Annotated in this window: 18 protein-coding genes and 1 pseudogene; 7 read left to right on the plus strand and 12 right to left on the minus strand. The window is 35.7% G+C overall.

Annotation, left to right across the window (positions count from 1 at the left end; translation table 11 throughout):
- Positions 1 to 131: 131 nt before the first annotated feature.
- From ACFIJ8_RS03915 to ACFIJ8_RS03935, 5 genes and pseudogenes are all read right to left on the minus strand, one after another.
- Positions 132 to 1,080 (minus strand): annotated as a pseudogene (locus tag ACFIJ8_RS03915) (hemagglutinin repeat-containing protein); the annotation flags it as partial.
- Positions 1,081 to 1,671: 591 nt separating this feature from the next.
- Entirely contained in the window at positions 1,672 to 3,048 is a 1,377-nt protein-coding gene (locus ACFIJ8_RS03920) for an amino acid permease (protein WP_273788278.1), read from the minus strand.
- Positions 3,049 to 3,979: 931 nt separating this feature from the next.
- Positions 3,980 to 4,342, minus strand: coding sequence for a hypothetical protein (locus ACFIJ8_RS03925; RefSeq protein ID WP_273788277.1), 363 nt, complete (start codon positions 4,340 to 4,342; stop codon positions 3,980 to 3,982).
- A gap of 317 nt (positions 4,343 to 4,659) precedes the next feature.
- Positions 4,660 to 6,198 (minus strand): histidine ammonia-lyase, encoded by a 1,539-nt coding sequence (gene hutH, locus ACFIJ8_RS03930; RefSeq protein WP_375629541.1) that lies wholly within the window; start codon positions 6,196 to 6,198, stop codon positions 4,660 to 4,662.
- A 900-nt stretch (positions 6,199 to 7,098) separates the two neighbouring features.
- Complete coding sequence (locus tag ACFIJ8_RS03935; protein ID WP_375639047.1) at positions 7,099 to 7,911, minus strand: class I SAM-dependent methyltransferase; 813 nt, start codon at positions 7,909 to 7,911, stop codon at positions 7,099 to 7,101.
- Positions 7,912 to 8,298: 387 nt separating this feature from the next.
- On the opposite strand from ACFIJ8_RS03935, the gene ACFIJ8_RS03940 reads away from it, so the two are divergent.
- The 4 genes from ACFIJ8_RS03940 to parE all read left to right on the plus strand — a co-directional run bounded on the left by ACFIJ8_RS03940 (position 8,299) and on the right by parE (position 12,784).
- On the plus strand, positions 8,299 to 8,925 hold the full coding sequence (locus ACFIJ8_RS03940; RefSeq protein WP_015856539.1) for a LemA family protein: 627 nt from the start codon (positions 8,299 to 8,301) through the stop codon (positions 8,923 to 8,925).
- Positions 8,925 to 9,776: a YgcG family protein gene (locus ACFIJ8_RS03945; protein WP_273788274.1), complete on the plus strand. Its 852-nt coding sequence runs from the start codon at positions 8,925 to 8,927 to the stop codon at positions 9,774 to 9,776. Before ACFIJ8_RS03940 ends, ACFIJ8_RS03945 begins: the two co-directional genes overlap by 1 nt.
- 122 nt (positions 9,777 to 9,898) lie before the next feature.
- Positions 9,899 to 10,636 carry a lipoyl(octanoyl) transferase LipB gene (gene lipB, locus ACFIJ8_RS03950; RefSeq protein WP_015856541.1) on the plus strand — a complete coding sequence of 246 codons (738 nt, stop codon included), beginning with the start codon at positions 9,899 to 9,901 and terminating at the stop codon, positions 10,634 to 10,636.
- An 81-nt stretch (positions 10,637 to 10,717) separates the two neighbouring features.
- Positions 10,718 to 12,784, plus strand: a complete 2,067-nt coding sequence (gene parE, locus ACFIJ8_RS03955) for a DNA topoisomerase IV subunit B (protein WP_375639048.1) — start codon at positions 10,718 to 10,720, stop codon at positions 12,782 to 12,784.
- Between the two features lie 17 nt (positions 12,785 to 12,801).
- Here the strand turns inward: parE and recJ are convergent, their stop codons facing one another.
- Entirely contained in the window at positions 12,802 to 14,586 is a 1,785-nt protein-coding gene (gene recJ / locus ACFIJ8_RS03960; RefSeq protein ID WP_375639049.1) for a single-stranded-DNA-specific exonuclease RecJ, read from the minus strand.
- 297 nt (positions 14,587 to 14,883) lie between these two features.
- Here recJ and rplM point away from each other — a divergent pair, with 297 nt between their 5' ends.
- Both rplM and rpsI read left to right on the plus strand, forming a co-directional pair.
- Positions 14,884 to 15,348 (plus strand): 50S ribosomal protein L13, encoded by a 465-nt coding sequence (gene rplM / locus ACFIJ8_RS03965; protein WP_375639050.1) that lies wholly within the window; start codon positions 14,884 to 14,886, stop codon positions 15,346 to 15,348.
- A gap of 2 nt (positions 15,349 to 15,350) precedes the next feature.
- Complete coding sequence (gene rpsI, locus ACFIJ8_RS03970; protein WP_015856545.1) at positions 15,351 to 15,836, plus strand: 30S ribosomal protein S9; 486 nt, start codon at positions 15,351 to 15,353, stop codon at positions 15,834 to 15,836.
- A gap of 304 nt (positions 15,837 to 16,140) precedes the next feature.
- On the opposite strand, the gene ACFIJ8_RS03975 is transcribed toward rpsI, so the two are convergent.
- The 6 genes from ACFIJ8_RS03975 to ACFIJ8_RS04000 form a co-directional block, all read right to left on the minus strand.
- On the minus strand, positions 16,141 to 16,506 hold the full coding sequence (locus ACFIJ8_RS03975) for a response regulator (protein ID WP_015856546.1): 366 nt from the start codon (positions 16,504 to 16,506) through the stop codon (positions 16,141 to 16,143).
- 523 nt (positions 16,507 to 17,029) lie between these two features.
- The gene (locus tag ACFIJ8_RS03980; protein ID WP_375639051.1) at positions 17,030 to 17,389 is read right to left on the minus strand and encodes a hypothetical protein; all 360 of its coding nucleotides are present in this window, start codon (positions 17,387 to 17,389) and stop codon (positions 17,030 to 17,032) included.
- A gap of 736 nt (positions 17,390 to 18,125) precedes the next feature.
- Positions 18,126 to 18,914, minus strand: coding sequence for an ABC-2 family transporter protein (locus ACFIJ8_RS03985; protein ID WP_375639052.1), 789 nt, complete (start codon positions 18,912 to 18,914; stop codon positions 18,126 to 18,128).
- Complete coding sequence (locus tag ACFIJ8_RS03990) at positions 18,898 to 19,722, minus strand: ABC-2 family transporter protein (RefSeq protein WP_375629553.1); 825 nt, start codon at positions 19,720 to 19,722, stop codon at positions 18,898 to 18,900. Before ACFIJ8_RS03990 ends, ACFIJ8_RS03985 begins: the two co-directional genes overlap by 17 nt.
- Entirely contained in the window at positions 19,697 to 20,716 is a 1,020-nt protein-coding gene (locus ACFIJ8_RS03995) for an ATP-binding cassette domain-containing protein (protein WP_375639053.1), read from the minus strand. The genes ACFIJ8_RS03990 and ACFIJ8_RS03995 overlap by 26 nt, the downstream gene beginning before the upstream one ends.
- A 796-nt stretch (positions 20,717 to 21,512) precedes the next feature.
- Entirely contained in the window at positions 21,513 to 22,496 is a 984-nt protein-coding gene (locus ACFIJ8_RS04000) for an RluA family pseudouridine synthase (RefSeq protein ID WP_375639054.1), read from the minus strand.
- A 236-nt stretch (positions 22,497 to 22,732) separates the two neighbouring features.
- Here ACFIJ8_RS04000 and ACFIJ8_RS04005 point away from each other — a divergent pair, with 236 nt between their 5' ends.
- Positions 22,733 to 24,514, plus strand: a complete 1,782-nt coding sequence (locus ACFIJ8_RS04005; protein ID WP_375639055.1) for a glucan ABC transporter ATP-binding protein/ permease — start codon at positions 22,733 to 22,735, stop codon at positions 24,512 to 24,514.
- Positions 24,515 to 25,304 lie beyond the last annotated feature (790 nt).

The raw sequence follows: 25,304 nt of genomic DNA on the forward strand, positions 1-25,304 counted from the left end.
TCAGCTGTTCCCAAAAGATAGATATCTGTTTTCTTTGCTATATTGTGGATGCCACGCTTTTTAAAGTCACGCAATCCTTTACCTACTGTTATGGCACCTTTGGGGCTATGTGCACGAACAATCGCTGCTCTATTGCCATTTAGTCCGCCAATCAAACCATTGCCGATTTTGTGTTTCACATCCCCATGAGTAAAACGTTTTGCTACATCTCTTGTATCTTTTATGGTACCAAGAATGCCCACATTGACAGATCCTGTCACACCAGCAAAGGACTTTTCAGGCATCTCTTGTGTCTTAGAGATATCATAGTTTTCCGAAAGCGTGATATTATTGCCAGCATCAACGTTGACATCACACTCTGCCAAAACATTTGTCGGCTTGCATGTTTACATCATGATCAGCAGTAATCCGCACATCTCTGCGCACTTTGAAATAGGATTGAACGGAGGTATTTTCCTATTGATCGCCAGTGTCTTTCACACTCGTAACCCCAAACACCAACAGAAGCACCGCTGCTCTTTTCAAACTGAAAGCCAAAGCCTGTGCGCTCTTCCTGTGTACTCGAACTATGATTATTGTAACCCACAAACACATTGACATCATGCGCTGCCGAAAGGTTAATACCCTCCCCTGCAAGATCAGAGTCTACTACGCTCACATCTTTTTTCTTGAGTATAATGTTGATATTACAGTTAACACTGAGAGAAGAGCCTTGATGTTCAAAACTCTCTTCATTTTCTGTCTTTATTTCGCTCCCATATATCGAAACAAAATTTTTGCCTGAACCCACATCAAAACCTATGGCATGCGTCTGTAAATGGCTGCTATGATGGTCTATCATGTCAACAATCATCACACTTTCTCCCATTACATTGATATCTTGACCGGAAATCAGATGAGAAACAATAATCATAGCATCTCCGTGTGCATCCGTATCAATTTTGCCCGTTGCCTCAAGGATAGAGGAAATCGTTGTGATATGCGTTTCAGAACTATTGGAAGATTTCTCGTGTAAAAAGCCACTTTCCGATGATTTTTTTGCTGATCGTAGTGTTTTTGAGCGCCTTTTATAATAATATTGAATAATTTTGCACCACAATACAGTTGCGGAGTGCATTTTGTCCTTCTCCACTTGTGATAAAAATTACTCCCGTATCAATTTTATAAAAAATAAGTTTGATCCTTGCTCTTTTGCTCGCAATAACAACAAGAATCGTAAAACTGTCACACGTTCATTGTTCTCTTTAATTTACTCTTCGTTCTCTTTAATTTACTCTTCTATGAAATTTTATTGTGATACCTTACTACTCTTTATTGAAGTTTTTGCAAACACAATGATACAATGACTTATCTTGTAAAATAGAAATCCATTAATGCGTTTGAAAAAGATATCTGCCTATAATCTTGTCTCTAGTAAAATCCATTTGCATTGTTCGGCATTTTAACATGAAAGACTTATGTTGATTGCAGAGCTCACCATCAAAAAATGCCTAATATTTATATGATTTGATCGTTACCATAAGCAATGGCTCACAAAAACTCTCAAAGTAAAATAATAACGAGCAGATTTTCTTCAATCTAGATTATACTAATCTTTAGAGAATAACAATCAAACAACTCTTCTCCTGATAACATCAGCTATTTGTTTTGAGTTTAATCTCTATTCACATTTTATTGCAGTTTCTTTTGCTTAAAATTATAAAGTTTAAGTGCATAAAAACAAATAACAAGCCAAGCAATCCAACTAAAACCTATAATTAAAACTGGTCGTGTCTCATCAAAATACCATAAGAGAATAAAAATAAAAACCATAAATAAAATAGAAAAAATCGATCCTATTGGCCAAAATGGAATTGGAAATTTTAAACCATTCTGTGCTTCTTTAGGCATCTTAATTCGCATAAAAATTTGTGAAAGTAGAATCATCATCCACACAAAAACTGTCGCGAATGTTGCCATTGCAGCAATAAGAAAAAAAAGCTTTTCATGGTAAAAATAATTAAGGACAGCACCAAGAAGAAAAATACCGAAGATCATCAAAATAACAAAAATCGGTATACCATTTTTTGATAAATATTGAAACTTCTTTAACGCATAACCTTCCTGCGATAAACCATGTATCATGCGACAAGCACCATACATTCCACTATTCATTGCAGAAATAGCCGCTGTAACAACAACAATATTTAAGATATTTGCCGCATATGAAATCCCAAGATTTTCAAAAATGGATACAAAAGGGCTGTCCATAAGACCAATCTCATTCCAAGGATAAAGTGACATTAAAATAGCTAACGTCATGATATAAAAAAGCAAAATACGAACTGGAGTAGAATTAATTGCCTTTGAAATTGTTTGATGAGGGTTTTGAACTTCCATGACTGCCATCCCAATGATTTCTATACCACCAAAAGCAAAGACAACAACACTAAAGCAAGCTAAAAAACCAAACCAACCATTAGGAAAAATACCACCATTCTTCCATAAATTATGAACAGTAACAGTAGAAGAAACTGCACTTTCACCCCAACCACAAAAAATAATTACTATTCCTAAAATAATCATTGCAATGATAGCAATAACTTTAATAGAAGACAGCCAAAACTCTAGTTCACCATATACTTCTACGGCAGCTAAATTAATACCCGTGATAATTAACGTAATACTAAATGCCCATACCCAAGGAGCAACATCAGGATACCAAAAACCCATATAAGTCGCAAAAGCTGTAATATCAGCCAAACCGACAAGAATCATTTCAAATACATATGTCCATCCCGTTAAAAAACCTGCTAATGGCGATATGTAATTTGCCGCATAACGTGCAAAAGAACCAGGCAATGGATTATGAATAATCATCTCTCCTAAAGCCCGCATAACCATAAAAATAGCTAAACCAGCAATACAATAGGCAATCAAAACACTTGGACCCGCAAGCTTAATTGCCTGTGCAGACCCATAAAAAAGACCTGTTCCAATAGCAGAGCCAAGAGCTAAAAAAATAACTTGGCGCTTACTCATACCTCGTTTCAGTTCATTTCGTGCCATTACTTTCCTTCTTTATTGAAATGTTGACGAAAATCCACACGACAACAACAGCTTTATGATAAATAAAGCCTCATGTTTCTCTTTCGAAGATATACTTTAAAAGCATTAAACAATAGCCTTCCAGGTGCTCTATCCTAGGCAATGAAAAATACTTTTCTTGCGAATGATTCAGCTTTTTATAGCCTAAGTTTTGTATCATTTTATTGAAATTACGTGATAATAAAATTTTTTATAATTGTCATTTAACTCATTTTTATATTTTCTATTTTTCTGCAGAAAATGTGGGATTGAATGCAAGATAATGTAAACATTTTTATTCATAAGGATAATTTATTGTTTTATATATTGAATTGGCTCCTCAATATCATAAGATTTTCTCTTTTCCAAACCTGTTCATATTGAAGCAATCAAAACTTTTCGTTTACACATTCTAAGCGAGATTGAAGTGTGAATAAAAAACACATAAAGAAAGAAATAAAAATGCCTTTTAATAAACTGTCTCAAATACAAAAAGCTGTCGCAACTCGGAAAATAGATTATATAATAGTATCAACTCGTATCTTCGTAACATAAAAAATAATGATGCACTATTAATCTTATACTTTTCACGAGAGTTTTTAGATTATACCAGTCACGGATGCAATCCTGACATGTAAGCTTAAGTATTGAGGAAATATTTTCTTAAAACAAACCCGTGAATACAAAAAACAACACTGCTTTGCATGAAGGGCATATGCTTCCATTCATCATATGAGTTTTTCAAGGCTATAAATAAAAACCTTAAATTGATATCATCATATTCAAGAGAAACATGCGTTAAACTTTCTATTAATACCGTATAAACTTTCTACACTTTTTAGCTTGTCACATCATCATAAATTGTATTCAACACCACATACACTCATTTTTTAAACCAATTGATATAGCTTAATCAATGATAATACGAATCTCGCCAGTTTTCAAAAGTATGAGAAAGTGTATCTACAACCCATCTTTTAAGAACTCCAACTGCCTTAACTACAAGCTTTCCAATGAAAAAAAAATATACGGTAAAAATAGCATCTTTGACTGTTGGTCCGATGATAGCATTCTCCTTACCTCTGGGAGTTCTCCCTGAGATAGCAATAAAATCTTTGTTTTTCGCTGAAATAAGAGGCTCTTTTTCTTGGTCCACGATCATAATGAAAACATCCTCTGGAAAGCTTCCTCTCCAAAAATTCGCGTGAGCCTCTATAATTTGCGAAAAACAAACAATGATTGTCATTAAAATACATAATAGACGATTTTTAGACATTTATTTCCCCTTTCTCGTGATTTAAAAGTACAAAAATTATAAACCATCTTTTAAAAAGAGAAATACTCAATAAAAACATTAATTTTAGTGAGTAATAATAAATATAATACGCTCATTCATAAACTTATCTAAACTAGTTTATAGCACAAGATAAGCGTATTAAAGAGATAATTGTGAATAAACACAATACATAACAGCCAATAAATGGAAAAATATTTATTAATTATTATAAAGATATATTCATCATTTCTCCAATTTTTGTATAAAGAAATCTCATAATTAGCTCTCCCCTTCTCTTTTAAACTCAAAAATAAATATTATTTAGGTTCTAGTGAAGGAAAAATTGTTTCTGGTAAAACAGATAATAAGTGCCCTTCACGCACAAGTATATGTGCTTGATGAAGATCTGGAGCCAAATAGCGATCTTCCTTAAGAGAAGCAACATTTTTGCGTAAACATTCCATAACAGATTGCAAAAAAGCACTTGTTTTTAAAGGTGCACGATATTCAATTCCTTGTGCTGCAACAAGTGTCTCAATACCAATCAGTGTAAAAAGATTTTCGCTCATTACCAATAACCGACGAGCTCCATGACAAGCCATTGAAACATGATCTTCTTGATTAGCTGAAGTTGGTGTTGAATCAACGGAAGCAGGATGGGCCATTTGCTTATTTTCAGACATTAAAGCTGCTGCTGTTACTTCAGCAATCATAAAGCCTGAATTAAGACCTGCATTATGCGCTAAAAAAGCTGGAAGTCCATAAGAAACTGCTGGATCAACCATCAAAGCAATACGCCGTTGAGAAATAGATCCTATTTCACATAAAGCAAGAGCAATCTGATCAGCAGCAAATGCTACAGGCTCAGCATGAAAATTCCCACCTGATACAACTTCACCATTCCTTAAAATCAATGGATTATCTGTAACAGCATTTGCTTCAATAATCAGTGTTTTTGCTGCTGCTAGCAAAATATCAAAACATGCCCCCATAACCTGTGGCTGGCAACGTATACAATAAGGATCTTGTACACGCTCATCACCACGTAAATGTGCTGCACGAATTTCTGAATCCTCTACAAGCTTTTCTAATGTTTTCGATACAGCAATCTGCCCATAATGTCCTCGTAAAATATGGATATCAGGATGAAATGGCGCCGTTGATCCCATAATGGCATCTGTCGTCAAAGCTCCTGCCAGCAATCCACCACACAATGCCCGATAAGCTCGAAAAAGACCGGCAAGTGCAAGAGCTGTTGATGTTTGAGTCCCATTAATAAGAGCTAGACCTTCCTTTGCCTCTAAAATAATAGGGGACAATCCCGCTTTCTCTAATGCAACCGCTCCACTCATACGAATATTTTGAAAAAATGCTTCTCCTTCTCCCATCATAACAGCCGCCATGTGAGCAAGTGGAGCTAGATCACCTGAAGCACCAACAGACCCTTTTTCAGGGATGACAGGAATGACGCCCTTTGCAAGCATATTTTCCAGCAAATTTACCAATTCTAGACGAACTCCTGAAGCTCCTCTTCCTAAAGAGATAAGCTTTAAGCTCATTATCAAACGCACAATATTTTCAGCTAAAGGCTCTCCTACCCCACAACAATGGGACAAAATAAGATTTCTCTGTAAAACAGCAACATCGTCCGCATCAATTTTAATGGAAGCCAGCTTCCCAAAACCAGTATTAATACCGTATACAGGCTCACTTCCAGCAGCAATTTCAGCAATGCGCTGAGCCCCTTTCTCGATAGCTAAATGCGTGTCATTATGAAGTTTACTCACTTCACCATTAAAATAAATAGCTTCAAGTTCACTAAGCGTCACCTCGCTCGGTTTTAGTATAATAGTCATAATTTACTTTCTTTTTTAATCAAAGTATAATGTTTAGCATTATTGATCCTTCTATAAAACAAAAAAACTATAACGACTCTTTAAAACGAAAATGCTTTCTTAAAGGCATTCCTTACAATGGAGTCATTATCCAAAAGTAGAATAGTTGACGATAAATGAAAATGAAATATTGACAAGCACAACCAAGGTCATGGATTTCAAAAATAGATAACACATTAATTTATAATCATAATCTAGCATTATTTATATTAAATGAGAGAGCCGAACATCTTAAGATTCTCCCATTCTAAATCTGTGTATGTTGAATCAATCAAAACCATTCGCTTGCACGTCATAAGCGAGATTGGCGTATGGATAAAACTGTACAAAAAAGATCTAAAAAACCCCTCTTATGAACCGTCTCAAGGGCTGTCGCAACATTGGGAAATGACAAAGTGTGTGATGATGCAGGCTTGTTCTTGTGTATGAAGCGTAAAGGGAGGACTCAATGAATTTATCATATGGATATATCATTAAGCTATTCCTACTAAACTTATAAAAATCTTAGATAGATAGCTGCCACAATCTATCATGATTGCAAAAATTAAACTCTATAGAAAATTAAAAAACTTATTTACACATCACAACATAGAAGAAATTAAGGTTATTTACCACTTCTAAAATTGTATTTAAAGCGCCAGATTGAAACCTGAAAAGCACATCTTCAATAAAACCACACAAAGCTCGAGCTAACCCGTTATTTAAAATAAAAATAAGATGTAAGATGTAATAAGGTATCAATTTGAATACTGAAGAAGAAAAAACTCTCCCTCCTTAAAACCTGCCTTAATAATGCGTTAATCTCCTGAATACCGCCTACTCTGATGTGCTAAAAGAGCAAAAGCAATCATCGATATCAGATTATCCTGCATACATATAGAGCTCACTTCGATACAAAAGCTCCAAATTACCTTGCACTTCATATTTCTTTATCAATGCAACCAATTGCCGCAAATATTCTTCCCCATAGCAAGCAATAGCACGTTGCGCTTGCGTTGAAGAGCAGCTCATTCCAATAAAAGCTTCAGATGGGATCATCATCGTCCAATTGTGCGTATGGAAAAAAATCTTTTCTGGATCTACCCCAAAGCCATCACTCATTTCCTGTAAAAAATCAAAATTACGATAATACCGAGAATAGTTCGGACTCATTTTCTCTAACAATGTCTCATAAGCCTCTAGAAATTCACTATGCTTGAAATCACGATTATTTTGAATAACAGCCATGACACCATTGACTCGAAGTTGATCTGAAACAGAACAAAGCAACTTAGGACGATCCATCCACTGAAACGCTTGCGCTGCAATGACAAGATCGACCTCACCAATTTGAAGCAATAGGTCTTCTGCACGGCCCTGATACCACTGCACCGTAGGAAATTTTCTTCGCCCCTTCTTAATCATATCTGCCGATACATCGATAGCATGATATTGGTGCTCATTTCCTAAAAATTTAACAATTCCCTCTAATGCGATACCTGTCCCAGCCCCCACATCCACAATGGACAAATGCTTTTTGTTCTTAAAAGGATGGAGCATGGTTTTAAATAAAGTGAGAGGATAACGAGGACGATAACGATCATAATCATTAGCCAATCCATCAAACTTTTCACTTTGCCGTTGAACACTTTCTATCACAGGATTTTCATCTCCTCCACAATTACTACCATACATAATTAAAAAACCCTTTTTTATCCGATGTACTAAGAATAACTGCTACAGGAGGGAAAATAAGAACTGCCCTTACCTTCTATCTTTCCATAAGATTGATGCTTAAATTTTTCCCGTTTCCAATTATTATCTGCACGTTGTGAACCACAAAAAATACTACAAAAATAATATAATTTTCTGTAATAATAATTGATATGAATATTATTGATCTTTTATAAGGTGACATCTATATTACCATTATCATTTTAATATAACAAATCACTTAAGCGTGCCTAAAACGCAGAGAAATGTCGATTTATTGATAAATGTACCTGTTTATAAAATTCAAAATACTTTCCACCAAGAAGATAAACCCTATATAATACATAAAATATCTGTGGAGACATCTTTATGTTAAATGTACAAACTTCTTCAATGTTTAAAATATTAAAACAATTTTCAATCGTGATTTTTTTGGCATGGTTAGTCCCATTTTTAAGTGGGTGCGGATTTAATACGATACCAACAAATGAAGAAAAAGCACATGCAGCATGGAGTGAAGTGCTCAATCAATATCAACGTCGTACAGATCTCATCCCCAATCTTGTAGAAACAGTTAAAGCTTACGCAGCTCATGAACAAAGCGTTTTCACAAATGTAATTGAGGCACGTGCCAAAGCAACACAAGTCAACATTAATGCAGATATGTTGAATAATCCAGAAGTTATGCAGCAATATCTCAAAAATCAAGCAAATTTATCAAGTGCCCTTTCGCGGCTTATGGCTGTTGTCGAAAACTATCCGGATCTTAAAGCAAACCAGAACTTTCTTGCTCTTCAATCACAATTAGAAGGAACAGAAAACCGGATTTCCGTTGCACGCCGCGACTATATTGAAACAGTACGTGCTTACAATACTGCTCTCAAAACAATGCCGACGATGATTTGGGCAAAGCTATGGTTTCGTGATGCTAAACCTATGCCTACTTTTACCATCGATACTGATAGCCAACAAACACCAAAGGTTAATTTTAATTAATGAAAATATTTCAACACTCTATACAACGTCGTATTTTTCTACGTTTATGGGTTCCTTTGAGTATTCTATATTTGATCATTGCATTGGGGAATGTCACTTACGCACACACTAAGTTTCCTCCCTTAACCGGCTATATCAACGATATGGCTCATTTACTTGATCATGCAACACAAAGAAATTTAACGGAAAAGCTAGCTACACTCGAAGAGAAAACAGGAGATCAAATCGTTCTTGTGACGCTCCCTACTCTTTCGGGCAATGATATAGAGACATACAGCAATTCTCTTTTTCGTACATGGAGATTAGGTCAAAAACAAATCAATAACGGCATATTAATCGTCATTGCACCAAATGAACGCAAAGCACGTATTGAGGTAGGCTACGGTCTGGAAGGAGAACTAACAGATGCCATTTCCTCTGTCATTATTAATAGCTTCATGATTCCTAATTTTCGTGAAGGAAATTATCAAAAAGGAATTGTCGAATCCGTTCACGCAATTATCAAAGTGATCACACAAAGTGATGCTGATTTTTCTTTTCGAATCAATCAAAAAGCTAAAGCTGTTGAAGAACAACGCAAACAAGCTGAAAAAGAAGAAATGATTATAAATACAATCACGTTTCTCATTCTCTTTATAGTCGTTGGTTTGCCCATTCTTGCTATGATTTTTGGTAAAAAAATAGGTCCACGAAAGTATCTTTGGCTGGGTATTGTCTTCACACCTTGGTTTTTAAACTTAAATGCGAGCGGTAGAGGTTCTGGTGGAATCTTTGGCGGACCTTCAGGGGGAGGAGGATTCAGAGGTGGTGGTGGATCATCAGGTGGTGGCGGTGCAACAGGAAGATGGTAAAACGAGCATAATGATTTTTTTAATAAAATTCATTGCACTTCTTATAAACTATCTCTTAATCCTGTTCTTTTTTTATTTTTCTGATTATAATACAAACTCAAACATCAAGATAAATATTACCAATGACATTTGAATTAAAACATACGGATCGTAATCACTTATCACATCATTTTAATGCAATTCTAGGAAATCCACCCGTTGAATGGAAGATAAGTAATCATCTAGTTGAGTATCCTGAAGCTCTGCGTTATATGCAAGAACGTGTAGAAAAAATTCTTGCAAAAACCGCGCATGAACAAGTTTGGCTTCTTGAACACCCTTCCCTTTATACAGCAGGGACGAGTGCAAATAAAAAAGATCTTTTGGCGCCTAATTTATTCCCTGTTTATGAAGCAGGACGTGGAGGTGAATTTACATATCACGGTCCAGGACAGCGTATTGCTTATATCATGCTTGATCTTAAACGCCGAAAACAAGACATTCGTGCTTTCATTAGTGCATTAGAAGAATGGATCATACAGATGCTTGCAAACTTTAATATTAAAGGCGAACGCAGAGAAGATCGCGTTGGTGTCTGGGTTAAACAGTCTCATTGCCCATCAAAACAAAATGATCTTTCTTCCGAAGATAAAATTGCAGCTATTGGCATTCGAGTGCGCAAATGGATAAGTTTTCATGGAGTTTCTATCAATGTTAATCCTAATTTAGCCCATTATTCAGGAATTGTTCCTTGTGGAATTAAAAACCACGGTGTAACAAGCTTTCTGGATCTAGGTTACCCTGTAACAATGCATGATATTGATATTGCTCTCAAACACGCCTTTGAACAAATTTTCGGTCCAACAATTGATGTTTCCTAAGTGCATTGATTTTTAAATAAAAAACAGGCATAAAATTACTTTAATAAATATTTTATTTTATGAGGTAGATAGTTAAACGCTATGAGCGATAACAAAAAGGATCTTTTTAGTGTTTTAAATAAAGCCCAATCTCGGGTAAATACAAAAGAAAACACTCTGCAGTCTCCAATGAAATCAAAAGCGATGATTTCAAAAAAAAGTGCAAAAGATACGCAAGAAGATGACTATAATGCCCTCTCTATTCGAGTACTTGAGGGTTTAGAGCCCGTACGTTTACGCCCTGGAATGTATATTGGTGGAACAGACAGTAAAGCGCTTCATCATTTATTTGCCGAAATTATTGATAACGCGATGGATGAAGCTGTTGCGGGTTATGCAGATTTTATTGAGGTCTCATTAGATAGGAACGGTTATATAACCGTTACAGATAATGGACGTGGTATTCCTGTCGAAAATCATCCTCAAATGCCTGAGAAATCTACTCTTGAAGTTATTATGACACAACTCCACTCAGGGGGGAAATTTGATGGAAAAGCTTATCAAACTGCAGGTGGACTTCATGGAGTAGGAATTTCTGTTGTCAATGCTCTTTCTGATGATATGGAAGTTGAAGTTGCACGAGAACGAAAACTTTACCGCCAACGTTTCTCACGCGGTATTCCTCAATCTGGATTGGAAGATCTGGGAGATGTTTATAATCGTCGTGGTACGCGCGTTCGTTTTCATCCTGATCGTGAAATTTTTGGTGAAAAAGCAGCTTTTGATCCAGAAAAAATCTATAAGATGGCATGCTCCAAAGCTTATCTTTTTGGTGGCGTAAAAATTCGCTGGACTTGTGATCCCGTCATACTTGAAGGCGCAAAAAATATTCCTGAAAAAGCTGTTTTTCATTTCCCCAATGGGCTTAAAGACTATTTACTCTCGTCACTAAAAGATGAATATCGAGTAACATCAGAAGTTTTTTCTGGCAAAACACAACAAAATAATGGCCATGGCTCCGTTGAATGGGCTATCGCGTGGCATGGTGGTGATTCTTGTGTGCAATCTTACTGCAATACGATTCCTACAGGAGAAGGCGGAACACACGAAATAGGATTACGTCAAGCTCTTTTGCGTGGATTGAAATCCTACGCTGAGTTAATAGGAAACAAGCGCGCAACAATTATTACGTCTGACGATATTATGATTTCAACAGCCGCAATACTTTCAGTCTTTATCAGTAACCCTGAATTTGTTGGACAAACAAAAGATCGATTAGCGACCATTGAAGCACAGCGTATCGTTGAGAATGCAATCCGCGATCCTTTTGATCATTGGTTAGCAAATTCCCCGCAAGAAGCAACAAAACTTCTCGATTGGGTTATTGAACGTGCTGAAGAACGTGTTAAACGACGCCAAGATAGAGAAATAAGTCGAAAAACTGCTGTCCGTAAATTACGTCTGCCCGGTAAACTTGCAGATTGTAGCCAGAACCATGCTATGGGTGCTGAACTATTCATTGTTGAAGGGGATTCAGCAGGAGGATCTGCTAAACAAGCAAGAAATAGAGCAAACCAAGCAATTTTACCTCTTCGTGGTAAAATCTTAAATGTCGCCAGTGCTGCACATGAAAAAATGAACTCAAGCCAAACAATTAGCGATCTTATCCTTGCTCTTGGATGTGGAACACGCTCCAAGTATCGTGAAAAAGATCTCAGATATGAACGTATTATCATCATGACAGATGCTGATGTTGATGGTGCTCATATTGCGTCACTGCTCATTACCTTCTTCTTTCAAGAAATGCCTGACCTTATTCATCAGGGACATTTATATCTCGCCGTCCCTCCCCTTTATAGAATATCGCAAGGAGGAAAAGTTGCTTATGCTCGTGACGACATTCACAAGGATGAATTACTCAAAACTGAATTTACTGGAAAAGCTAAAATCGAAATCGGGCGTTTTAAAGGGCTGGGTGAAATGCGCGCGGAACAACTTAAAGAAACGACTATGCATCCTCAAAAACGTACATTGCTTCGTGTTTCTATTGATGCCGTGGAAATGCAAGAAACGAAAAAGACTGTAGAAAGTCTCATGGGAACAAAACCAGAAGCACGATTTCGTTTCATACAAGAAAATTCTACTTTTGCTTCTAATCTAGACATCTAATGTAAAAAATATCCCTTTCAAACCACTGCGGCTGCGTCAATCACGCGCAGTTGCGGATTGGTCGTTCCATTCCAATAATTCAAACTAAGATGACCAGCTAAATGAATCATTTCACCAATATTTTCAAAAAGAAAATCACCAAGAGATGTCCCTACAGCACGAAAAGCTATTCCTTGCAGTTTTTTTCCTTCAACATTAGATACAATGAGGCGAAGATGTCCTTTACCAACTTCAGATAGATTCACCAATCGATGAGAGGGAAGAACAAAAACAGGTGTTGCATTCCCTGTCCCAAATGGCCCTGCTTTTTCAAGCAACTCAAACAGTGCTTCATTAACACCAGAAGCAGAAAGAGAACCATCTATACTAAGAGACTTTTTAGCATGCAACTCAGAAACCCTTAAAGAAACTTTTTCTTCTAACCATTTTCGAAAGATTTCAATTTTTGTTGATTGAATTGTAATTCCTGCGGCCATACTATGTCCCCCTCCCTTTTCTAATAAATTTAACGTAACAGCTTCACGAACGAGTGCTCCTAAATCTATACCATTAATTGAGCGTCCCGACCCTACGCCATTTCCATCTTCTTTCAAAGCAATAGCAAAAACAGGACAAAAAAAACGCTCTTTGAGACGGGAAGCAAGAATACCAATAATTCCCGGATGCCATTCTTTATGAGAAATTACAAGTGACAAGGGTATTTCTTGATCTTGATAAAGAGAAGCAATGTAAGATTCCGCTTGTGCTAATTGAATGTTCTCCATTTCTTGGCGTTCTTGATTAAGGTGATCTAATTGTGCTGCTATTCTGTCCGCTTCATCTTTATTCTCACAGCTAAGCAAACGTGCTCCCAAAGCTTGATCACCAATGCGCCCTCCTGCATTAATTCTAGGACCTAACAAAAAACCTAAATGAAAACTATTAAGTGGCTCCCCTATTCGTGCAACCTTTGTTAAAGCTGTTATTCCTGGATTATGCATAGAACGAGCAACTTGAAGCCCTTTTATCACAAAAGCACGGTTAACCCCCTGTAATGGAACGACATCACATATGGTTGCCAATGCAACAAGATCAAGCATACTTAAAAGATCAGGCAGCTGCCCTTGGAATTGTTTTTTCCGCAGCAAATGATGAACCCAAGCTAAGGTAACAAAAACAACGCCCGCTGCACATAAATGCCCCTGTTTAGAAAAATCATCAGGACGATTAGGATTGACAAGAGCAACGGCTTCTTGATGAATCTCTGACATTTGATGATGATCTAAAATCACAACATCAGCACCAGCAAGCCTCGCTGCTTTTACCGCATCTGGACTGTTTGCGCCACAATCAACAGTGATAATTAACCGAGCACCTTCTTGCACAAGCATCCTCATTGCTTGTTCATTCGGACCATAGCCTTCAACAATACGATCAGGAATATAAATTTTGACTTCAATACCAAAATAACGAAAAAAACGCGCTATGAGTGCTGAAGAACAAGCACCATCAACATCATAATCACCAAAAACAGCAACCTGTTCTTGATTGAGAAGAGCCTTAACAATACGCTCTGCAGCGCATTGCATATCCCTAAAACTTTCTGGATCAGGCATAAGCGTACGTAATGTTGGATTAATAAAAGCAACAGCCTCAGCTTCATCCACATCTCTTGCTGAAAGTACGCGAGCTAACTGATCTGGAAAACCAAATTTTTGAGAAATAGCGCGCGCATTATTTATCCCTTGAACATCAAGGGCATCCAACCAAGCTTGACCACAAGCAGAAGATTCAACATTGAGAAAATAACGAGACCACTGCATTATTGCTTATTTTATAATGAAGAAAGATAAAATACAATCATGCGGTAAAGATAAAATAGTCTTTTGCAACATTCATTTTAAGTTTAAATTGTCCACAAACTTCTTTTAATGAGGTATTATAATACCATTCTCATAACATATTGTTTTATAAAGTTTTTATTTTCTCTTGACGTCAATCAAAAGACATTATATCAGAGCAAGTAGTATGCGTTAAATATTTCGCTATGGTAACAATTTTCAACGCAAAACAGTAAAAATTCCCTTAATATTAAAAGGGTTCTAATAAAGGATACTTCTATGGCAACTTTTTCACAAAAGCCAACTGAAGTGGTGAAAAAATGGGTTATTATTGACGCAGAAAACCTTGTTTTAGGTCGTCTTGCCACATTTGTTGCTAACCGCTTACGTGGCAAACATAAAGCTACATTTACTCCACATGTTGATGATGGTGACAACGTTATTGTCATTAATGCAGATAAAATAGCTCTCACTGGCAAAAAATATACGGATAAAAAATATTATTGGCATACCGGCTATATTGGTGGAATCAAACAACGTACAGCACGTCAACTTCTTGAGGGGCGTTTTCCCGAACGCGTTATTGAAAAAGCGGTAGAGCGCATGATTCCTCGTGGTCCCCTTGGTCGCCGTCAATTGAAGAATCTACGTGTTTACGCTGGAAGCCAACATCCACATGAAGCACAACAGCCTAAATCTCTTGACGTTGGTGCTTTAAACCGCAAAAACAAAAGGATTGCTTGATTATGGCTGAAATTAATTCTCTTTCTGAGCTTAGCATAGTAACAAGTATTACAGAAACACATGAAAATGTTGTTCCTGTCCACGTGCAAAAGCTTGATTCACAAGGACGTGCTTATGCAACAGGAAAGCGTAAAGACGCTGTTGCACGCGTATGGATTAAACCAGGTTCTGGAAAAATCACGATCAACAATAAGGAATTTGACAAATATTTTGCTCGTCCTGTTCTTAGAATGATTCTTCGTCAACCAATTGTTGCAACAAACAGGGATACCCAGTTTGATATTATTGCAACCGTTGCTGGTGGGGGGCTTTCCGGACAAGCCGGTGCAGTGCGCCATGGCATTTCCAAAGCTTTAACCTATTACGAACCAGAACTTCGCTCAATCTTGAAAAAAGGTGGTTTTCTTACCCGTGATAGCCGTGTTGTTGAACGTAAAAAATACGGTAAAGCAAAAGCACGTCGTTCTTTCCAATTCTCAAAGCGTTAATTTCATTTTTTGTACAATGCATAAAGCCTCGGATAAAAACGGGGCTTTTTTTAACTGCTAAAACAGGCGTTTCGTAGAGACAAATTTACATCTGTTAGAAGAAAACAAGAATGCAAAACAACCGATTCTCCTTAGACAAGAGCTAAAAAATAGATCAAAAAATTCAAAAGCTCAGTTTCAATTTTTAAAAACTTGTATTTCTCTAATAGACATATCCACGTGCTAGAATACAAAATATCTGTAATATAACTTTAGTTATCTCATAAGCTTTTCAATGTCTTTTTCTATCATTACTTAACAAGCTTCAATCCAAGAAATGCTTTACCATTGTGATAAAATGCGGGACAGAAATAGGTTTTGACATATATTCTTCACATCCACTTGCACGAATTCGTTCTTCATCCCCTTTCATAGCAAAGGCTGTTACGGCAACAACGGGAATCGATCTTAGTTCTTCATCTTCTTTTAATTGTTTAATAACATCTATTCCAGAGACCTCTGGCAACTGGATATCCACAAGGATAAGAGATGGCATTGATGAACGCGCCAAATCTAATGCCATAAGACCATTCCGCGTTTCAATGGTTTCATAGCCACTCGCTTCTACGAGATCACGGAATAGCTTCATATTAAGCTCATTATCTTCCACGATCATGACTTTTTTTGACATTAGTATAACTTCCACCCTTCTTAGACAAAATAGAAATGAATCTACATTCTCTTTGCTTAAAATAAAATGATAAAAAAAATTGTAAACCACAAAGAGACTAGAAGCTTCCAATAAAAGCTTTTTACGCAAACATTTATAATACTCATCACTATGCTTTTTCATTTCATAAAAATGAAACCCACAAATAGTCGTCAGATTGTGTTACCGTATATTTTTTGAGTTGATATGCAAAGTTTATGGATATCTCAATTAATGCATTCGCATTTTCATCATAAAAAATATCAGCCACAAACTTAGCTCAAATACGTATTTTAAAGAGGAAAAAATTTAAGTAGTCTTTAAAATAGCTGATTAGTTAAATTCAATGTGCCATAGATTACCATCCCCCAAACAATATCTTAAGAATAAACTTATCAATATTATTAAGAGTAAAATATAAATAAACCGTGATTAAATATCACGGTTTATTTAAATAAAATATTCAACAACAGAATAATTCAAGGTTCATCAAATAAAATATCTTTTAATTAAAAGCCCATGCACTATGAGCAAGAGCATCGAATGTTTTTCCACCTGTCGTTCTGCTAGGACTCGGTGGCTTTCTAGTAAAGAAATATACAAGATATGCGATTAAACCAAAAATCGCTGCCTCCATCCCCATTAAACCCGCGACTTTTTGGACATTTTTCTCAGCCCCTTGTCCTCCAAATTGGCTAATAATCATATCAACAGCTTTAATAACTCTATTTTCCTGTGTCATTACAGAAATGAAACCAGCATTTTGAAATCTACCATTTAAAGAATCGGCATTGGCTCCTAAAACCTGTGAAAAGAAAATAGCGACTGCAACCACACATACTATACAATGCTTAAATATTTTCATCATAACCACCTATTACAATGTTTAATAAAATAAATTTTTCTTTACCACCCCCTCTAAATAGAAAACACTACATCATCTATCGATAAAGTATATTTATCTTCTTATTAAGAATAATAATATAATACAAAACTTTAATTAATAATTTTATTTTAATTATTATTTTTATATTATACTACATTTACAATATACCCGTTACATATTTATCTTAAGTTTGTCAATTATTTTATTTGTGTTTTTATATTATACAATTTAATGCTAAAATGTATTAAATTAGAATTATTTTATTGTTTTTATTATAATTTTAGCTTTATTATCATAAATATTATTATGGTATTACAGTATAAAAATATTAATGTGTTGTTTTTTAGTTACACATATTGTTTTTATTTTTTGTATATTACAGTAAGATGAATATTTTTAAAATTTACAGAAAACAAAAAAATACTTTATTGAAATATTCTGATAAAATTATTTTGCATTATTATAAATTGAGAAGAAATAGCTGTCCCAGTAAAAAAATTAGCGTAAACTCCAGCTTAGCTCTTTGATTGAAAAAGCTAAATCAGATACAATAAGAGATAACTTTTGATGAACGCGCCAAATCTAATGCCATAAGGACATTACACATTTTGACGATTTCACAGCCTCTCATTTCTACAAGAACGCGGAATAATTTTAATAAAGCTCTTTAATAAAGTTCATTGTCTTCCACGATTATAACTTTCTGACTTTTATATCATCCCCCTAATCCATTAAATTTACGAATTGTTTTCTTAAAACTTATGAAAGTCATGGCAATAAAAAGAAAAGTACTCAACAGAAGATATCCAATATTCCATTCATTTTTACCAAATAACAGTGAAACGGGCAAAGAAGCAGAAAAAGCCATAGGAAGCATAAACAAAAACCATTTTACGATGCTTAAAGGATAAATGCCTATTGGTACAAATGACAGCTCGTAAATCATTTCATGAAAATATTCGACAGGCATCTTACGGCTAATAATAAATGTTACAAAATTAAACATCATGAAAAAACAAATATTGACGATAAAAACACAAAATATTGCAACAATAAAAGAGATCCATCTGAGCTTAAAATCGGATATATTCGGTAATGATACAAATAAATAGGCACTAACATAAAGAACAAAGAGCTTGATCAGATTAAGTGGTTTACACCAACCAAACAACATCAACAACCAGATTGAAACAGGCTTTATAAAGTATGGCTCGATTTTACCATCCGCTACTTTTTCAAAAAATGTTTCAATAGAATTAGTAAAAATATTCAAAAATATTCCAAGTAAAACAAAGACAACAAAGATAAAATGAATTTCATCTGTGCTATAGTTACCGATCTTTCCTGAAAAAGAAGATATTCTATCAATAAATATGAATTGAATAAAATAATAGCATAGAGAAAGAATAAACTCCCCAGCCAAATTCTTACCATAAACAATCTGTCGGCGGATATTCAGGCTGATAAAATGAAGGATTATTTTCATCTCAACCACCCGCTCCATTATATGCTTTCATTCCTTTATTCCAAGCAATATAAATTAAGAATAAAAGACACAAAATATAAGTAAAACTTCCGAAAATAAACTGCTGAAACAACGCTAAATTTTGCGTCGCGAAAAACTCGGCAGGAGCTGATATCATGAAACGATAAGGATTAAATTGCATAAGCGGAATAAGCCACACCGGCCAAAAAGATGGTGGTAAAAGAACACCCCCAAGAAGCGCTGAACTGAGAATACTGAAAGAGAGTAATATATTGTACTCAATCACCCAAAAGCTTAATAAGGCAATTCCAAAAGAAATTAAAAAACAAAGCAATTGTGATAGAATAACAATGAGAAAAAAGAATAGAAAAGCGATGACCAATCCTAGAATATTTTCATAGGATGAAACAAGCTTAACAACAAAAAGAGCCAATAACGGGATGCTATATAATACACTCTCCCCTAAAAAAGTAAAAAGCATTTGTGTCATATAACTGAAGGGCTTTGTAAGATATACTTCTAATTGACCTTCTTTAACATGATGAGAGAAAAACTTAATCACATTATAACCATTATTTAAGCGTCCTAGGACTAAAGCAAAAGCATAATAATACATCATATCATGAAAGCTAAAGCCATTTATGGTGTTGCCCATATCAGAGAAAAGTGCATTCCATAATAGAAGTTGAATAACAAATGGCGAAAGTGTCCCAATGATAATATCGGTAAAAAACATTACTCTATCACTTAGAACAGTGAGTAATCCATTCTTGGCAAAAAGAAACATACCAAAGCAGTGGTTAGATAAATTCTTTAAATTTAACACGGAGCATCTCTTCAAGCGAGGGAGTGGATACAGAGAACGTACAGTTCAGTTCGGTTGTAATTTCGCGTACAAAACGCGCAAAATCCTCACGGGGCAGCGAAACCTCCAGCGAGCATTCTTCAGCGTTAAAGTGCTTATCCTTTAAAGAAGTAGATGATTTCAACGCAATCTCATCAATTTTTTCTACAACAGTTGAAGGTGTAGCTACGTGTTCACAAAAAAGTGTCATTCTCACCAAAGAAGGAATGACATTTTTAAGCGCATGAAGATTGCCATGAAACTGTTTCTTTCCCTTATGCAAGAGAATAATATCATCGACGTATCCATCAATATCTCCCATATCATGACTTGTGATGATATACCCTGTGCCGCGCTCCCTTTTCAGTTTTTTAAGAAGCTCCCTGATTTCATGCTTAGATGTAATATCAAGACCAATACTTGGCTCGTCGAGAAACAATAATTTAGGTCTAAAGGAGAGATTAAATGCCAATTCACTTTTCACTCTCTCACCCAGACTAAGCATCCGCACTGGCTTATCCATAATATGCTCAAGACCCAGCAACTCTGTAATCTCTTTAAGATCACGGGTAAAAGAAGCGCGTTCAAGACCATATAATGGTTGAACCATATCCAGACTGTAGCGTAAGGGCAAATCCCACCATAAACAATTCTTATGACCAAAGACCACACCCAAAGACTTGAATAGATCTTTCTTCGCTTTATAAGGATCAACACCAAGGACTTTAACACATCCCTCATCAGCATATTGTATACCAGAAAGTATTTTAATCAGTGTCGATTTACCCGCTCCGTTAGGGCCAAGAATTGCTAACGATTGCCCTGAAAAGAGGGTGAAACTCATATCTTTTAACACATGATGATTTGTATAAGCCGGCTTGAAGAGAGAAAACACCTTGTTTTTAAAACCAATTCCTCTGTCAATGTTGCGATATATTTTTGAGACGTTATTAACGTCAATCAATAATGATCCCATCCATTACTCCTAATTTCAACTTATCCCCCCTTTGAATGTTCCCATAATAAATATCTGTTTTTGTTCACTAGACAAAACAAAAGTGTTCAAGCCCTCCTTAGAGCAATAAAACGCACCTGACGTTTTATCTCCAATTTTTTGTCTAGATATTTTTTCAATGTGATGAGTTCACTTCAATGAAGCATTAAGATACTAAAAACTTATTTCTTCTTTTATGAAAGATAATCTTTTGGATAAACTAAGTAAGTAGAAAAATAATTGCTCATTGAAAGGAGAACTTTGCTAATAAGCCTTCATTGTATAAGAAAAGATACAAAGCATAAATCTATACTATAAGCATATCAAACCACATTGATAACAAAACAAACTTCCTTGACCACAGGAATTCTCTGAGAAGATGCTTTTCCCAAGCATTACTATAAAATGCCTCAATTATCTCCCATGAAAAAATTAAATTTTCCTTCACTATTTTAGTAAATATCCTTCAGACTTTATCTAACTCATCTCCCTCAACAGACAAACCTCCCCAATATATGATCTCTATAGATAATTCAAAGGAGCAGCTTCATCAACTCAGATTATTAATAACATACCATATCCAAAAATAACAATACAATCTATATGGACAAAGAGCTATAGAAAGAAAACTTATGATATTCGAAAATTTCATCACTCAAAAACACAATTTTCTCATAGCGATTGACTTATCAAAAACGTTCTTCAAATGATGCCCTATTCATCTTATCAAATTTATAGACAAAATTTGTATCAATCAAAAAGAACAAATGAAATTTCTTTACTCTGTTTCAGCATCACTCTCATTAAAAGACAAAAGATTAAAACTTTGGACCATATGAGGTGGTAAAGGTGCAACAATATCCAATATTCCTCCTGAAGGATGAGGAATACGAATACGACGTGCATGAAGATGAAGACGGTTTTGAATTCCTCCTGGTAATGTCCAATTACTATCAGAAAAAAAATATTTTGTATCGCCAATGATCGGATGATCCATATAGGCAGCATGCACACGAAGCTGATGTGTTCTCCCTGTATAGGGTTCCATTTCAAGCCACGAAAGAGCCCGCCCTCGCGTATCTAAAACGCGATAGTAGGAAACCGCATGATGTGCATCTGGCTCCCCATGTTCACAAACACGCATTTTATCACCTTGTGCAGTCATTTCCTTAACCATCCACGTTGAAATTTTGTCCTGCTTTTTTTTAGGTACGCCCCGAACCAACGCCCAATAAGTCTTTTTTGTTTCTCGCGCTCTAAAAGCAGCTGTTAAGGACTGAGCCGCTCCCCTTGATCGCGCAACAATAAGGACACCCGACGTCTCACGATCAAGACGATGAACCAAACGCGGCTTTTCACCTTTTTTATTGCGCCATACCTCAAGCATACTATCCATATGACGTGTTAAACCAGAACCTCCTTGTACAGCCAACCCAGCTGGTTTGTTAAAAACAAATACCTTTGGATCTTCATAAAGCAGCATTTTTTTCAAAACGGTTTCATCATCCTGCCCACGAAGTGTTTTATCCGTTATTGAAAGATTTTCCTTGTCATTAATAGGGAGAGGTGGAATACGAACAGCTTGCCCCATACAAAGACGCGTATCGGCTTTAACACGTCCACCATCAAGCCGTATCTGACCAGAACGCAACAATTTCTGCAAAGCTCCAAAACCAAGTCCTGGATAATGCACCTTAAACCAGCGATCTAAGCGCATTCCATTTTCATCTGCCTCAACTTTTTTTATTTCTACGCCTGCCATGAAAATTCCCTTACCTGATAATTTTCTCTGCCCAAAATTTTTTACCTGATAATTTTATTGATCTATTTTGCGCCTTTATAAACACAAAAATTCATATTTTAGTTGGCTTTATCACACCATATTACATTTAGTATCCAAAATTGCCTTTTCTTAACGGTCAAATTCTATTAGCTAAAAACTAAGCGTTATAAAAATCAACAGCCTTTACGCTTAATAGCGAATGGAGATAATTAACCGTGTCCTTATTCAAAACCTATGCACGTGTTCTCACTTACCTAAATAGAGAAAAAAATGCATCCCTTTTAATCTGTACCGCTAATGTTATGTTAGCTATTATCACCATTGCAGAACCTATTTTATTCGGACGTGTTATTGATTCTATTTCAGAAAAATCAGCTATCATTCCTACTCTTACCCTTTGGGTTTGTTTTGGACTTTCACATATTATTGCTTATGTCCTTGTTGCTCGCGGTGCTGACCGCTTAGCCCATAGACGCCGCTTAACGGTTTTAACGGAATCTTTCGAACGTATTATTGCCATGCCTTTAATTTGGCATCAACAACGTGGGACTTCCAACGCACTCCATACACTTTTGCGCGCAATAGATTCCATGTCAACCATATGGCTTGATTTTATGCGCCAACACCTCTCAACACTTGTCGCCTTATTGGTTCTCATCCCCATAGCGTTTAATATGAATTGGCGTCTTTCAATAGTCTTGGTTGTGCTTGCCATCATCTACGTATTAATTGCACGTTTAGTGATGCGAAAAACAAAAGACGGACAAGCCGCTGTAGAATGCTACCACCACAACATTTTTAAACATGTCAGTGATTCAATCTCTAATGTTTCCATTGTACAAAGTTATAACCGAATAGAAGAAGAAACTTCTATACTGCATCAACATACAAATGCTCTGCTTAAAGCACAAAATCCTGTTCTCAATTGGTGGGCGCTGGCCAGTGGCTTAAATCGAATGGCTTCAACAATTTCAATCGTTTGTGTTCTTCTCCTTGGAGCTTTTTTTGTTGCAAAAGGTCAATTACGAGTAGGTGACGTTGTTGCTTTTGTTGGATTTGCACAACTCATGATTAGCCGTCTAGACCAAATGAGTAATTTTATTAATTGTGCAATATCCTCACAAGCAAAACTGCAAGAATTTTTTGAAATGGAAGACTCAACCTTTCATATCAACGAACCGCAAAATCTTCCTTCCCTCCAAAATGTTAAAGGCGCCATACAATTCCATCACGTGACCTATAAGTTCCCAAATTCTTCTCAAGGTGTTTTTGATGTTTCCTTTGAGGTTAAAGCAGGACAAACTGTTGCGATTGTAGGACCAACAGGGGCTGGGAAGACAACATTAATCAATCTGTTACAGCGCGTATACGACCCTGCCTTTGGGCATATCTCCATTGATGGAATAAATATATGCTCGATCAATCGCGAATCTTTACGCAAATCTCTAGCAACAGTATTTCAAGACTCGGGTCTTTTCAACCGTACTATTCATGACAATATTTCAATAGGAAAAACGAGTGCAACAAATGAAGAACTTTATGAAGCAGCAAAAATAGCAGAAGCTCACGATTTTATTCTAAAAAAAGCTGATTGTTATAACACAATAGTGGGCGAACGAGGATCTCAATTATCAGGTGGAGAAAAACAGCGACTAGCAATTGCACGCGCTGTTTTAAAAAATGCCCCTATTCTCATTCTAGATGAAGCAACAAGCGCTCTTGATGTTGAAACAGAAGCACGTGTCAAAGATGCTCTCGATTCCATACGCCATAACCGCACTACTTTTATTATAGCACATCGCCTCTCAACAGTACGCAATGCTGATGTGATACTCTTTCTGGAACATGGTTACTTAATGGAAAAAGGAAACTTTCAAGAATTGATCGATAAAGGAGGGCGTTTCTCTAAATTTTTAAAGGCAAGTGGTTTAACAATCAAACCACCAGAAAGAGAAGGAGAAAATGTTATCCCCTTACACGAAGCCATAGCATCATAAAAATGATACTCTTCATAAATCTTATGCAAAAAAATCCTCCTCAATACAACAAGAGCACTTGTATAATACAAGTAAAAAGATTTCTAAAAATGCCACAATCCATTTCAGGTATTTAAGACAGATATTAAAACAATTTAGTATTTTCTCTGCTATTACAATTTTACTAGATTGGGACAAAAATATTGCCCTATATCTGTGCGTATTAACGAGTATACACTCTCATTTAGGGAAAATATAAAGATGTAAAGGTAAAAATAACTTCCAGTTTTACCGTCTTCTTTTAACTCAGCTTTACGAATTTCAAAACGAACTGAAGCAATAGCTTTTTAATAATAAATATTATGTATTGCTTTTTGTTTATCACGTTCTTTATAGTCCTCTCATAAAGAACAGAATGTCATTGTTTTGCACATTCATATGGCTTTTTTAGAAACATTTCTCAATGCTCCTAAGCCCATTTCACAACGACATCCATGAATGATTTTGATTAATTTAACATACACAGAATTTGAAACGATAAATTATCATTATAAATCAATGTATTAATACAATATCATCATAATAAATTAGACATTAATCTAAATCTTTAGATTTGTGTAACATTCCTTTGATTTATATTGATAATTTATTATTTTATAACTTGAAATAAAGATTTATAAAGATAGGAGAATATTCTTTTCAAGACCTTTTAATGATAAATAAAAAACTGTTTGCTTGTACATAACAAGCAAAATGAAAACAAGACAATATCTCTAAGATACAACAACTCTTTTATAAGCCTTTTCAAGGA

The organism is Bartonella sp. MF74HXZ, from assembly GCF_042194445.1.
GTDB classification, from domain to species: Bacteria; Pseudomonadota; Alphaproteobacteria; order Rhizobiales; family Rhizobiaceae; genus Bartonella; species Bartonella grahamii.

What these genes read in the sequence shown, in the direction of transcription:
- ACFIJ8_RS03920 (WP_273788278.1), bottom strand. Translation starts at nt 3,048, where the DNA reads ATGGCACGAAATGAACTGAAACGAGGTATGAGTAAGCGCCAAGTTATT.
- ACFIJ8_RS03925 (WP_273788277.1), bottom strand. Translation starts at nt 4,342, where the DNA reads ATGTCTAAAAATCGTCTATTATGTATTTTAATGACAATCATTGTTTGT.
- hutH (WP_375629541.1), bottom strand. Translation starts at nt 6,198, where the DNA reads ATGACTATTATACTAAAACCGAGCGAGGTGACGCTTAGTGAACTTGAA.
- ACFIJ8_RS03935 (WP_375639047.1), bottom strand. Translation starts at nt 7,911, where the DNA reads ATGTATGGTAGTAATTGTGGAGGAGATGAAAATCCTGTGATAGAAAGT.
- ACFIJ8_RS03940 (WP_015856539.1), top strand. Translation starts at nt 8,299, where the DNA reads ATGTTAAATGTACAAACTTCTTCAATGTTTAAAATATTAAAACAATTT.
- ACFIJ8_RS03945 (WP_273788274.1), top strand. Translation starts at nt 8,925, where the DNA reads ATGAAAATATTTCAACACTCTATACAACGTCGTATTTTTCTACGTTTA.
- lipB (WP_015856541.1), top strand. Translation starts at nt 9,899, where the DNA reads ATGACATTTGAATTAAAACATACGGATCGTAATCACTTATCACATCAT.
- parE (WP_375639048.1), top strand. Translation starts at nt 10,718, where the DNA reads ATGAGCGATAACAAAAAGGATCTTTTTAGTGTTTTAAATAAAGCCCAA.
- recJ (WP_375639049.1), bottom strand. Translation starts at nt 14,586, where the DNA reads ATGCAGTGGTCTCGTTATTTTCTCAATGTTGAATCTTCTGCTTGTGGT.
- rplM (WP_375639050.1), top strand. Translation starts at nt 14,884, where the DNA reads ATGGCAACTTTTTCACAAAAGCCAACTGAAGTGGTGAAAAAATGGGTT.
- rpsI (WP_015856545.1), top strand. Translation starts at nt 15,351, where the DNA reads ATGGCTGAAATTAATTCTCTTTCTGAGCTTAGCATAGTAACAAGTATT.
- ACFIJ8_RS03975 (WP_015856546.1), bottom strand. Translation starts at nt 16,506, where the DNA reads ATGTCAAAAAAAGTCATGATCGTGGAAGATAATGAGCTTAATATGAAG.
- ACFIJ8_RS03980 (WP_375639051.1), bottom strand. Translation starts at nt 17,389, where the DNA reads ATGAAAATATTTAAGCATTGTATAGTATGTGTGGTTGCAGTCGCTATT.
- ACFIJ8_RS03985 (WP_375639052.1), bottom strand. Translation starts at nt 18,914, where the DNA reads ATGGAGCGGGTGGTTGAGATGAAAATAATCCTTCATTTTATCAGCCTG.
- ACFIJ8_RS03995 (WP_375639053.1), bottom strand. Translation starts at nt 20,716, where the DNA reads ATGGGATCATTATTGATTGACGTTAATAACGTCTCAAAAATATATCGC.
- ACFIJ8_RS04000 (WP_375639054.1), bottom strand. Translation starts at nt 22,496, where the DNA reads ATGGCAGGCGTAGAAATAAAAAAAGTTGAGGCAGATGAAAATGGAATG.